Genomic DNA, 13303 nt, shown 5'->3' on the forward strand with positions numbered 1-13303 from the left:
TCTGATTTTGCATTTTAACACAATTTACTGATAAAACCGTATGCGTCAACGTTTCCGTTTATGTCTTTTATCAATTATTTCAATCATCGTTATCTATCAATAAGTAATTTCAAAAGAAAAAAGCACCATTTAGGTGCTTTTTCATCAAAAAAATTAATCTTGATACATTAATTCGATTTCGTTTCGATAACGTTCAGAAATAATTTTACGGCGAAGTTTCAATGTTGGTGTTAACTCACCCGATTCCATTGAAAAGCCTTCAGCAAGAAGAGTAAAGCGCTTAACTTGATGAAAACTTGCAAAGTTTTTTTGCATTTCACGTAAACGTTCATCAAATAACTCTTTAATTTTGGTATGGCGTAATAATTCTATACGATCTTTATATTTTAAATTTAATGCGCGCGCATGTTCTTCTAATGCATCAAAACAAGGTACAATAAGTGCAGAAACAAATTTACGCGTATCAGCAATCACCGCAATATGCTCAATAAAACGGTCTTGCCCTAATGTTCCTTCGATCATTTGTGGTGCAATATATTTACCATTTGACGTTTTCATTAAATCTTTCAAACGTTCCGTGATAAATAACATGCCATCACTATCAAGTGCGCCAGCGTCTCCTGTACGTAACCAACCATCTTCTGTAAAGGCTGCCGCCGTATCTTCAGGCTTATTGAAATACCCTTTCATGACAATGCTGCCACGTACTTGAATTTCATTTTCTGCACCAATACGCACTTCAACGCCCGGCAATGGTGTACCAATAGAGCCTAACTTATATTTATTCTCTTCCCAGCATGAAACAGTGGCACAGGTTTCTGTCATACCATAGCCGTATTTAATATTAATACCGGCAGCCAAGAAGAAGCGGATCACTGCATCATCTAAACGAGCCCCTGCCGCTGGTAAAAAGCGAACACGCCCACCTAGAATTTGACGCAATGGATTTAATACTTTTTTATCTGCAAAGCGATAACATAAGCGAGAAATAAACCCTTGCTGACGCTGATTCAGTTGTGCTTCACGCTGTTTTTCGCCCTGCTTTATCGCCCATTTAAAGATAAATTGACGAAACACAGATGCTTGAGACACTTTCTCTTGAATAGCGCTATACACTTTTTCATAAAAGCGAGGAACAGCACACATCACCGTAGGTTTAACCGCACTCATAGCCTCTCTCACAGCGTGAGTGTCTGTTAAATACACATTAACCGCGCCAGTGTGCATCACATAGAAGCTCCACGCGCGTTCAAAAACGTGAGAAAGAGGTAAAAAACAGAGCGAAACATCTTTATCAGATAATAAGAGACGCTCATCATGAAGATAAAGCTGTGATGCCAAACTCGTATAATCAAGCATAACGCCTTTAGGTTCACCTGTTGTTCCTGACGTATAAATCAAAGTAAACAGGTCATCTAGACTGCATTCATTAATACGTTGTTTTAACACTTCGTCATGCTGAAATTGTGTCTGGTTAATTAAATCTTCCAGATAGCATGAAGGTGTGTTTTCGTTTAACACAACATCGGAGTTAAACACAATAATATGTTCAAGCTGAGGACATAACGCTAATAATTCAGAAACAATATCGTATTGCTTTTGGTCGCCAACAAAAAGAATGCGGATATTCGCATCATTTAAAATATAAGCGGCTTGTTCAACACTACTTGTTGCATAAAGAGGAACGGTTACTGCACGTAGTTGTAAAGAAGCAATATCAGCCAAAGACCAATCAATGGTATTTTGAGAAAAGATCCCAATGTTTTCTTGGACATTTACACCCATTTCTAACAATGCATTTGAGAGCGCATGTGTTTTCTTTTCAACCAACTCCCATGACATTTCGATATTGCGCTTAGCATCCCACTGACGATAAGCAATTTTATTCCCGCTGTGCAAAAACTGCATCTGCAATCTTCTAATTATATGATAATCATGAAGATTATTATTAGTTATCATAATTTTCCTGCTATTTATGGAAAAGCGGCCGTGTTATGAAACTGAAACGGAGAAAATCTCTCTCTTACAATTTCAGCTTACACTTGTTCGCTGAGTCGGATAAAAGTCTAAGTGATCCACCAAAATAAAGGAATGCAATTTTACATAAATTTGTAAAATTGTGAGTTATGAAAAGTTTTGTCAGAAAAGGCTATCTCATCACAGTGAGGTAATTAAATTTTATGATCTTATTTTTTATGGAAAGCTAAAAAGAAAAGCTGATAAATAACAATGGGTAATTGTCATAACTTAATCAATGACAATAGAAAGAGAGGGATATTATTGTAAAAAGATAGGTTTAACATAGTAATAATACGAATAAGAGTCATTATTACAAAGAAAGGGCAAAAATAGTGACAGCAATCCAATTTAGTTTATCTACTGCATAAACACCATCTTGGCCATTAGCTGATTAACTAACGTTATCTGCCACTATTTCTGCATAATTAGTAATAAATACTAATTATGAGCGAAAACACTCTAGTTTTGACAAACTTCACTTAATAAATTTTTCATCCACAAGTGGCCTTTATCACGCGCTGTTGACTCATGCCAAATCAAGTAACATGGACGCTCTGTTTTATCCCAAGGTAACGACACGGCTTTAATATCTAATTGTTCAGAATAACTCTCAACTAACCATTTTGGTGCAATGGCAACCAAATAAGTTCTAGAAACAATATTTAATACACTATTTAAATCGGTTCCTTGATAAGTGATTAAATCTTCTAATTGAGTATTTTTATAATAAGATGTACTAAATGAACCAATATCATCTAAAGAAACAATGGAATGTTGCTCATTTAATAACATCTCTTTAGTTACACTCTCTTTAATACGAGGATGTTTATTAGAAACGACCAAAACAACTTCATCATTAAATAGTGGTTGTGAATGAAATTCAGACTTTTCAAATTCCTTATAGCTAATAAAAAATTCAACTTCTTGATATTTTAATTGGTGTTCTATATTGCTATTTAAATAAGATTTGATATTAACGTTAATATTAGGTGTTTCATTTTTAATTTGTTCAACTATTTTTGGTGCTAATTTTATATCTAGAGGGCTACAAATAGATAAATTAAATATACGCTCACTTTGTTCTGGTTCAAATCCAGCCCCTGGAAGCTCATTATGAACCAACTGTAAGGCTTGTCTCACAGGACCAAAAAGTTGTTTAGCTCTTAACGTAGGCTGAATTCCTCGTCCATAACGAACAAATAATTCGTCATTAAACATAATTTTAAGGCGAGATACTGCATTACTTACTGCGGGTTGTGACATGCCCAATACTTGCGCAGCACGGGTGACATTTTGCATTTGCATAACAGCATCAAATACCGTTAATAAATTAAGATCAACATTACGTAAATGCATATCTGTTGATTCTCTGCTGGTAACTGTTGCTGATGTGTAATCCGTCATTTCTTACTCCACTATGTTATCATAATAGCAAAATAAATATTATTAACTGAGATATTATTAATAATAGATAGGCTTCAACTATTACTTAAACTATTTATTAAAATTTATTATTCATCATCCATGAATATAACTAAACACATAAGTTTCATATCAATAAAAAAACGTATTTCATATAAGTGATGAAATTTGACATTAAAATTACATGTATAGAAAATGATTATATCAATATATATTACAACCTGTTTTACCTTCTGCCTTGCAAATAATAAAACAAAGTATGATAAAAATCATAATAAAATAATGTACTTTCATTCCTAAAATAGGTATCTGATAGCCATCATCATTAATAATACAATGATTTTTATTCTTACATTCAAAACGTTGCTCACATTCCTCAATCTTCCCTTCTCTAACTGGCTCTTTTCTCTCTCTCAACTAGCTGGTTAAAAAAAAAGCAAACAATCGTTTAATTTTTCATTTCACTCTTTTTCAAACAACGTATGGAACATTAACCCAATCAATAAATACTTAATAGTTATAATCATTAGTAAAAATTTAGATATTAGTCAGAATCACTATATAAATTTTATAAATAACAGTGATAAATGAATTAATAAATTCCAACGCTTGACATCTTTATTGGTATTAGGTATCAATAAATACAGATTATTGAGAACTTATCTAAGGATGTTTCATGTTAAACGCAATTTTACTATCAAGCCTACTACTACTCGCAACTTTTATGCGCGGTCGGCTTATGGGTAAAAAGTGAAACACACCTGCCCTTAGAGAGAAAACCCGCGCTAGTCGCGGGTTTTTTTATACCTGGGAGAGCGCAAACAGCAAATAAAAAGAGAAAGGAACAGATTATGAGCAACAACGTGATTATTTTTGATACCACATTAAGAGATGGCGAACAAGCATTGCAGGCGAGCTTAAGCGTAAAAGAGAAGTTACAAATTGCTTACGCTTTAGAGCGTTTAGGTGTGGATATCATTGAAGCGGGCTTTCCTGTTTCTTCTCCTGGTGATTTTGAATCCGTCCAAACCATTGCACGCGAAATCAAAAATAGCCGTATTTGTGCATTAGCACGCTGTGTTGATAACGATATTGATGTTGCAGCAGAGTCTTTAAAAGTCGCTGAAGCTTTTCGTATCCACGTATTCTTGGCAACCTCGGCATTGCATGCTGAACACAAATTAAAAAAATCATTCGAAGATATTATTGAGATGGGCGTGAATTCGATAAAGCGCGCACGTCGCTACACCGATGACGTGGAATTCTCTTGCGAAGATGCAGGTCGTACTCATATCGATAATTTATGTCGAATTGTTGAAAGTGCAATTAATGCTGGCGCAACCACCATTAATATTCCAGATACCGTAGGTTATACAACTCCTTATCAATTTGGTGGCATTATCACCAACTTGTTTGAGCGTGTTCCCAATATTGATAAAGCTATTATTTCTGTTCATTGTCATGATGATTTAGGCATGGCAGTTGCTAACTCAATTACCGCAGTACAAGCAGGTGCAAGACAAGTAGAAGGGACAATTAATGGCTTAGGCGAGCGCGCGGGCAACTGTGCATTAGAAGAAGTCATTATGGCGATAAAAGTCCGTGAACAAATGATGAATGTTCAAACACGGATTAATCACAAAGAAATTTATCGTACCAGTCAATTAGTTAGCCAATTATGTAATACGCCAATTCATGCTAATAAATCTGTTGTTGGCTCCAATGCATTCGCGCATTCATCGGGTATTCACCAAGATGGCGTTTTGAAAAATCGCGAAACCTACGAAATCATGACACCAGAATCTATCGGATTAAAAGAAGTGCAATTGAATTTAACTTCTCGCTCAGGCCGTGCTGCAGTTAAACACCGAATGGAAGAGATGGGTTATCGCGAAACAGATTATAACTTGGATACTTTATATTCTGCCTTCTTACGTTTAGCCGATAAAAAAGGCCAAGTCTTTGATTACGATTTAGAAGCTTTAGCATTTATGGGACAACAGCAACAAGAGCCTGATGAGTTTGTAATGAACTATTTTAATACTCAATCGGGTTCATCAACCGTTGCTACAGCAAGTGTCAGTATTACCCATGGTGACAAAGAAATTACTGAAGCAGCTACCGGTAATGGTCCCGTTGATGCAGTTTATCAAGCTATCTCTCGTGCAACAGGTTATCCATTAAAATTAGTCACTTACCAATTAACCGCTAAAGGTGAAGGTAGGGACGCTTTAGGACAAGTTGACATCGTCGTTGAATATCAAGGACGTAAATTTCATGGAATGGGTTTAGAAACTGACATCGTAGGTTCATCCGCGAATGCCATGATCCACGTTATCAATAGCATTTGGCGCTCAGAGCAAGTCGAAATAGAAAAACGCAAACAACATACAACACAAGAAGCGGTTTAATTATGTCAAAAAATTATCATATTGCAGTATTACCCGGAGATGGTATTGGCCCTGAAGTCATGGCTCAAGCACAAAAAGTGATGAAGGCGATCAGTGAGCGTTTCTCACTTAATATCACAACAAAAGAATACGATATCGGTGGCATTGCCATTGATAATCATGGCACTCCGTTGCCAGCAGATACCTTAGCTGGTTGTGAACAAGCTGATGCAATTTTATTTGGTTCAGTAGGTGGCCCTAAATGGGAACATTTACCTGCAAATGAACAGCCAGAACGTGGGGCTTTATTGCCATTACGCAAGCATTTTAAATTGTTCTGCAATTTACGCCCAGCACGCTTATATGAAGGCTTAGAAGCCTACTGCCCATTACGTTCTGATATCGCCCAACGTGGTTTTGATATTTTATGTGTACGTGAATTAACAGGCGGTATCTACTTCGGTCAGCCTAAAGGTCGTGAAGGTGAAGGAGCACAAGAGCGTGCTTTTGATACTGAAGTTTATCATCGTTATGAGATTGAACGTATTGCACGCTTTGCATTTGAATCGGCACGTAAACGCCGTCATAAAGTAACCTCTATTGATAAAGCTAACGTATTACAAAGCTCTATTTTATGGCGTGAAGTTGTCACTGGGATCGCAAAAGAATATCCAGATGTTGAAATTCAGCATATGTATATTGATAACGCAACAATGCAGTTAATTAAAGATCCTTCTCAATTCGATGTGTTGCTGTGCTCCAATATTTTTGGCGATATTTTATCGGATGAATGCGCAATGATCACAGGCTCTATGGGGATGTTACCATCTGCCAGTGTTAACGAAGAGCGCTTTGGTTTATATGAACCCGCAGGAGGCTCTGCGCCTGATATAGCAGGTAAAAACATTGCAAACCCAATTGCACAAATTCTGTCTGCCGCACTGTTATTACGCTATAGCTTTAATGAAGATAATGCAGCTCAAGCCATTGAAGATGCTATCACTCAAGTATTAGCAGAAGGCTATCGCACCGCAGATTTAGCCGGCAATGGCAGCGCAATCACAACCGCCGAAATGGGTGATCGTATCGCTCAGTATATTCGTGAAGGGGCATAACATGGGTAAAACATTATATCAAAAAATTTATGATGCACATGTTGTCAGAGAAGTGAGTGATGAAACACCCATTTTGTATATCGATAGACATTTAGTGCATGAAGTGACATCACCTCAAGCCTTTGATGGGTTAAGAACAAAAGGTCGCCCTGTCCGTCAACCGAATAAAACCTTTGCAACAATGGATCACAACGTATCAACTCAAACTAAAGATATTAATGCTTGTGGTGATATGGCGAGAATTCAAATGCAAGAGTTGATGAAAAACTGCCAAGAATTTGGCGTTACGCTGTATGACTTAAACCATCCTTATCAAGGGATTGTTCACGTAATGGGGCCAGAGCAAGGCTTAACCTTACCGGGAATGACCATTGTTTGTGGTGACTCACATACTGCAACTCATGGTGCCTTTGGTTCATTAGCTTTTGGTATTGGAACTTCAGAAGTTGAACACGTTTTAGCAACTCAAACTTTAAAACAGTCTCGCGCTAAAACATTAAAAATTGAAGTTCAGGGTAAAACCGCTATTGGGATCACGGCGAAGGATATCGTATTAGCCATTATCGGCAAATTAGGTAGTGCCGGTGGTACGGGCTATATCGTTGAGTTTGCAGGTGAAGCAATTGAAGCATTAAGCATGGAAGGTCGAATGACTTTATGCAATATGGCGATTGAAATGGGGGCTAAAGCAGGCTTAGTAGCGCCAGATGACACCACTTTTGACTACTTAAAAGGGCGTCAATTTGCACCTAAAGATCAATCTTGGGATGAAGCCGTCGCTTATTGGAGAACCTTAAAGTCTGACAATGATGCAACTTTCGATGCCACAGTCACTATTAATGCGGCTGATATTGCGCCACAAGTCACATGGGGTACCAATCCAGGGCAAGTTATTGCTATTGACCAAATAGTCCCGTTATTAAATAGCTTTAATGATCCCGTTGAACGCGCTTCTGCTGAAAAAGCCTTGGCCTATATGGGATTAAATGAAGGCGTCAACTTAACAGATGTCACTATCGATAAAGTCTTTATTGGCTCTTGTACAAACTCACGTATTGAAGATTTACGAGCAGCTGCTGAAATCGCAAAAGGCCATAAAGTTGCGCCTCATGTTCAGGCGATTGTAGTTCCGGGTTCAGGCCCTGTTAAAGCGCAAGCTGAAGCAGAAGGCTTAGATAAAATCTTTATTGAAGCAGGTTTTGAATGGCGTTTACCGGGCTGTTCAATGTGTTTAGCGATGAATAACGACCGATTAAATCCGGGCGAACGTTGCGCATCCACCAGCAATCGTAATTTTGAAGGTCGCCAAGGTCGTGGAGGCCGAACACACTTAGTCAGTCCTGCAATGGCGGCAGCGGCAGCGATTAATGGTCATTTTGCAGATATTCGTACATTTTCTGTGGCATCTTAAGGGAGAACATAATGAATAAATTTACTCAACACACGGGTATTGCGGTTCCTTTAGATGCAGCAAATGTAGATACCGACGCCATTATTCCTAAGCAATTTTTGCAGAAAGTAACACGTACTGGCTTTGGTAAGCACCTATTTCATGATTGGCGTTTTTTGGATGATGAAGGCACTAAGCCTAATCCTGCGTTTATTTTGAATCAGCCAATTTACCAAGGTGCTTCTATTTTATTGGCACGAGAAAACTTTGGTTGTGGATCATCTCGTGAACACGCGCCTTGGGCATTAACTGATTATGGTTTTCACGCTGTTATCGCCCCTAGTTTTGCTGATATTTTTTACGGGAATTCATTTAACAATCAATTATTACCAATCAAATTAAGTGATGATGAAGTCTCACAATTATTTGATTGGGTAAAAGAACATGCAGGCACACCCATTACCGTAGATTTAGTGGCACAAGAGGTCAGAGCGGGTGAATTACATTTCTCTTTTGAAATCGATTCATTTCGCCGCCACTGCATGATTGAAGGGTTAGACAGCATTGGATTAACACTGCAACACCAAGATGATATTAGTGCTTACGAGGCAAAACAACCTGCCTTTATGCGCTAATTAGAGCAATTTTCACCTTCTTCTACTTTCTGTGATGTTTACTTTGTCATTCTTGCCGTAAATTCGTTTACGGCTTTTTTTTGCCCCAAAACCCCTTCCTATAAATAGCCAATAAAAAAGCCAGTGATAAATTATCACTGGCCGGTAATCACCGAATGCTCAAATGGGGGAGTCTGTCAGTATTCGTAATTTGTGATAACTAACATGAGAGCTAACTTTAAACACAATCATTATCGGTCTAATATAAGGAAATTAAAATTGATCACTTTATCAAGGGATTTCCTCTTTTATGACATCACCCCGCTTAGAGTTACAATTTATTCGCTTATGGCAAGCCTTTCAGGGGAAAGCAACCGAAACAACGTTACAAGAATTAGCACAAACTCTGCATTGCACGCGTCGTCATGTCCGCTCTTTATTAAATAAGATGCAAGAAATAGGTTGGATAAATTGGCAAGCAGAAGTCGGTCGAGGTAAAAAATCCACACTTATTTTTCATTCTAATGCACTTGAGATCCAACAAAATCGCGCTGAAAGACTGATAGCAGAGAATGATATTGAAAAGCTTGTCGCATTAATGGGTGATAAAGATTCAGTGCGCCAAATGGTGCTTTCACAGATTGAAAAAAGCTTTCATCCTGGTCAACAATTACTGCGCATTATTTACTATCGTCCTTTTAGGAATTTATTACCGGGAACACCATTAAGACGTTCTGAATTGCATTTAATGAGTCAGATATTTAATTCATTAGTGCATCTAAAAGAGGAAAATGGGGAAGTCGAAGCCGAGTTAGCTCATCATTGGCAAATGATCACAGAGCAACATTGGCGATTTTATTTACGTCCTTCTATCTATTTCCATCATGGTCGTGAGCTCACCCTTGAAGATATCAGTGCTTCTTTAATGAGAATGAAACACTGCAATCCTCTTTATGCGCATATAGAACAAATTTCCTCGCCTCAACCTTATGTGCTAGATATTTTCTTAAGCGAAGCTGATAAGCAATTTGCAACGTTATTAGGGAGTCCACAAGCCGTTATTTTACCGCAAGAATGGGCATCACTCCCTTCTTTTGCACAACGTCCTGTTGGTACAGGTGCCTATCAAGTTATCGCTAATGATAAACATAAGCTGCAAATCAAAGCCTTTAATCGCTATTTTGGCTTACGGGCATTATTAGATGAAATTGATATTTGGGTAGTTCCAGAACTGAATAACAAAATGGTCTGTTCAACTATTCATTTAACAGATGATGATACCAATAAAGATTCGCTAGAAAGCCGTAAAGAGGAAGGATGTTATTTCCTTCTCTATGATAGTCGCTCAAAGCAGTGTCAACAGACTGAAATAAGGGAATGGTTAAGCAGTGTATTAACCCCTGTTAATATGCTGACACATTGTGATCCTTTCTATCAACGCCATTGGTCTCCTGCTTATGGATTATTACTTCATTGGCATCACAGTAAATTAATCCGCCAACATCCTAAACCGGCTTCATTAACAAAACTGACCGTCACTCTTTATAAAGAGCATCATGAATACAGCACTATTGCAGATTTAATAAAAAGTATTTTATCTCAGTATGATATCGAACTTACCATTCAAGTGCTTGATTATGAGCAATGGTATTACGGTGAAGCTGACAGTGATATTTGGTTAGCGACAGTGAATTTTTATAAGCCTTTAGAGTTCTCAATTTTTGCCGCACTTTATGAATTACCCCTCTTTCACCAATGTCTGGGAGCATCGTTTTCACAAGAGCTCACACTATGGCACCAAAAATCCTTGCCACTGGAAGAGTGGTGTCGCCAATTAACACAAGATATTTGGCTTTATCCTCTATTTCACCATTTACTAGAGCTACAAGGGCAGAGAACCATACGAGGTGTCAAAATGAATACCTTTGGCTGGTTTGATTTTAAATCAGCATGGTTTACGCCTGATATCGATACACTAAAATAGGTTATCATCTCTTTTCAGTGTTCAAATTAACCATTATTTGTGTTAATTCACAGAAATCTTGAAAGTTATAAACACCCACATAAACACTTAGGGGATTTATTCACTTTTTCTGTGGATATCTATGTGAAAAAGAGTGAGATAATCAGGGTATAGTTTTTGTATTGTTAGGAAGGCTGTTGATACAATTTTTAAAATATCACTTATAATTCAAATTAGTAGCCAAATTTTAATGCCTATTTCAGCGATTGGATAAAACAATTAAAAGCCCCCCTCGCTTAAATCGTACAAAAAATAATCGTAGGGTGTTTTATCCACAGGTTATGCCGATTAGTTAGACAAAATAGGATAATTTTGGCAAATATCTGTAAAAGTCAAGGCTGTAAATCAGAACAGTGATCTCACTTTCTGTGAGTTATCCCATAAAGCTGTGGATAACCTAGTGTAAAAGCCTGTTTATGATTTCAGGATAACCGTGCACAACTTGGAATTATAAATTTCAATTAGCGAATTAACTCAAAAAAATGATGATATATCATGCTATTATGATTTAAATAAAATAAAGCTAAATACGTTATCAATAATCCGTTTTTTCTGTCTATTATTTATACAAGAAGATAATAACTATGTTTACACCACCAGTCGCCCCCGAAAATGAGCAGGTTTTATTCGAACGAGCAAAAGCGCTTGCGGGTTATACTTTTGGTGAACTTGCCACTTTTGCACAACTCCCTATCCCAAACGATCTTAAAAGAGATAAAGGTTGGGTAGGTATGTTGTTGGAATATTATTTAGGCGCAAGTGCAGGCAGCAAACCTGAACAAGATTTCAGTGAATTGGGCATTGAGCTAAAAACAATTCCAATTGATAGATTGGGTATGCCTTTAGAAACCACTTTTGTCTGTGTCGCAGCGTTGACCGGAAACAGTGGTATTACATGGGAAAATAGCCATGTAAAACGTAAGCTCTCAAAAGTGTTATGGGTACCTGTTGAAGGAGAAAGGGAAATACCATTAGCACAACGTCGCGTCGCCTCTCCGTTACTTTGGAGCCCAAATAGTACTGAAGAAGAACTATTACGTCATGATTGGGAGGAGCTAATGGATATGATTGTGTTAGGTAAAGTAGAAAGCATTACCGCACGTCACGGACAAGTCTTACAAATCCGTCCCAAAGCCGCAAACAGTAAAGCATTAACAGAAGCTATTGGTGAAGATGGACAACGTATTATGACCTTACCCAGAGGCTTCTATTTAAAAAAGAATTTTACCGCTCCTCTGCTTGCTCGTTATTTTCAGCTTTAATTCTTAGCTCTCAAAAATACTTAATTTGCACATAGATAAGATGTAAAAAAAGCGATACCTAATAGATATCGCTTTATCTTTATTATCTGGGGTTAACAGAAATTATTTTTTTGCTGCTTGCAGATATAACATATCAAGAGCAATAGTTGCTCCTGCAAGTGCTGTAATATCCGATTGATCATAAGCTGGAGAAACTTCAACTAAATCCATGCCGACAATATTTAACGGTTGTAATGCACGTAAGATCTTCAGTGCTTTATCTGTTGTTAAACCGCCTACAACAGGTGTTCCTGTTCCTGGTGCAAACGCAGGATCAAGACAGTCGATATCAAAAGTCAGATAAACAGGCAGATCACCAACAATACCTTTGATCTGATCAACAAGATCAGTTACACCACGATCGTTAACTTGTGCGGCATCCAATACAGTGAAACCATTATCACTGTCATGATCAGTACGAATACCTATTTGAACAGAGTGGTTAGGATCGATTAATCCTTCATTTGGTGCATGAAAGAACATTGTACCGTGGTCAAATTTACTGCCATTACCATAAGTATCAGTATGCGCATCAAAATGAACTAATGCCATCTTACCGAAGTGTTTTGCATGGGCACGTAATAAAGGTAATGTGACAAAATGGTCACCACCAAACGTTAAGCACTTTTTACCTGCGGCTAATAACTTCTCTGTATGAGCTTGTAATTTATCGCTCATATCTTGTGCATCACCGAAGTTAAACACTAAGTCACCACAATCGACAACGCTTAAACGTTCACGCATATCAAAATCCCACGGCCAGCGATTACCTTCCCACGCTAAATTCGTTGAAATTTGACGAATAGCACCTGGTCCATGACGAGTTCCTGCACGACCCGATGTTGCCATATCAAAAGGCACACCCGTAATAACCCAATCTGCATCACTGCTATAAGGCTGAAAATTCAGTGGAAAACGTAAAAAACCAAATGCATTAGAGATCAATGAATTATCAGTCTCATTACCTAACGTACTATTTTTCATGCTATTACCTCTGTTACTTATTTAAAATAAGCAACATACAAATCA

General features: G+C 37.6%; 9 protein-coding genes. 6 read left to right on the forward strand and 3 right to left on the reverse strand.

Annotated elements, in window-relative coordinates; all coding sequences use genetic code 11:
* Positions 1–153: 153 nt before the first annotated feature.
* Positions 154–1959, reverse strand: a complete 1806-nt coding sequence (locus tag NBG71_RS09140; RefSeq protein ID WP_250916789.1) for an AMP-dependent synthetase/ligase — start codon at positions 1957–1959, stop codon at positions 154–156.
* 519 nt (positions 1960–2478) lie between these two features.
* A complete protein-coding gene (gene leuO / locus NBG71_RS09145; RefSeq protein WP_075670763.1) occupies positions 2479–3423 on the reverse strand; it encodes a transcriptional regulator LeuO in 945 nt (314 codons plus the stop codon).
* 869 nt (positions 3424–4292) lie between these two features.
* Here leuO and leuA point away from each other — a divergent pair.
* The 6 genes from leuA to mutH all read left to right on the forward strand — a co-directional run bounded on the left by leuA (position 4293) and on the right by mutH (position 12235).
* The gene (gene leuA / locus NBG71_RS09150; protein WP_075670761.1) at positions 4293–5852 is read left to right on the forward strand and encodes a 2-isopropylmalate synthase; all 1560 of its coding nucleotides are present in this window, start codon (positions 4293–4295) and stop codon (positions 5850–5852) included.
* Between the two features lie 2 nt (positions 5853–5854).
* Positions 5855–6946, forward strand: coding sequence for a 3-isopropylmalate dehydrogenase (gene leuB, locus NBG71_RS09155; protein WP_156733838.1), 1092 nt, complete (start codon positions 5855–5857; stop codon positions 6944–6946).
* A 1-nt stretch (position 6947) separates the two neighbouring features.
* A complete protein-coding gene (gene leuC, locus NBG71_RS09160; protein ID WP_075670757.1) occupies positions 6948–8357 on the forward strand; it encodes a 3-isopropylmalate dehydratase large subunit in 1410 nt (469 codons plus the stop codon).
* A gap of 8 nt (positions 8358–8365) precedes the next feature.
* Entirely contained in the window at positions 8366–8971 is a 606-nt protein-coding gene (gene leuD, locus NBG71_RS09165) for a 3-isopropylmalate dehydratase small subunit (RefSeq protein WP_099659304.1), read from the forward strand.
* Positions 8972–9260: 289 nt separating this feature from the next.
* Positions 9261–10934, forward strand: coding sequence for an HTH-type transcriptional regulator SgrR (gene sgrR / locus NBG71_RS09170; RefSeq protein WP_075670753.1), 1674 nt, complete (start codon positions 9261–9263; stop codon positions 10932–10934).
* 623 nt (positions 10935–11557) lie between these two features.
* Positions 11558–12235: a DNA mismatch repair endonuclease MutH gene (gene mutH / locus NBG71_RS09175; protein ID WP_099659302.1), complete on the forward strand. Its 678-nt coding sequence runs from the start codon at positions 11558–11560 to the stop codon at positions 12233–12235.
* A 102-nt stretch (positions 12236–12337) separates the two neighbouring features.
* Here mutH and speB read toward each other — a convergent pair whose 3' ends face one another.
* The gene (gene speB, locus NBG71_RS09180) at positions 12338–13258 is read right to left on the reverse strand and encodes an agmatinase (protein ID WP_036912424.1); all 921 of its coding nucleotides are present in this window, start codon (positions 13256–13258) and stop codon (positions 12338–12340) included.
* Positions 13259–13303 lie beyond the last annotated feature (45 nt).

Origin of the sequence: Proteus sp. FZP2095 (assembly GCF_023701425.1) — a bacterium.
In the GTDB taxonomy this organism is placed as follows: Bacteria; Pseudomonadota; Gammaproteobacteria; order Enterobacterales; family Enterobacteriaceae; genus Proteus; species Proteus cibarius.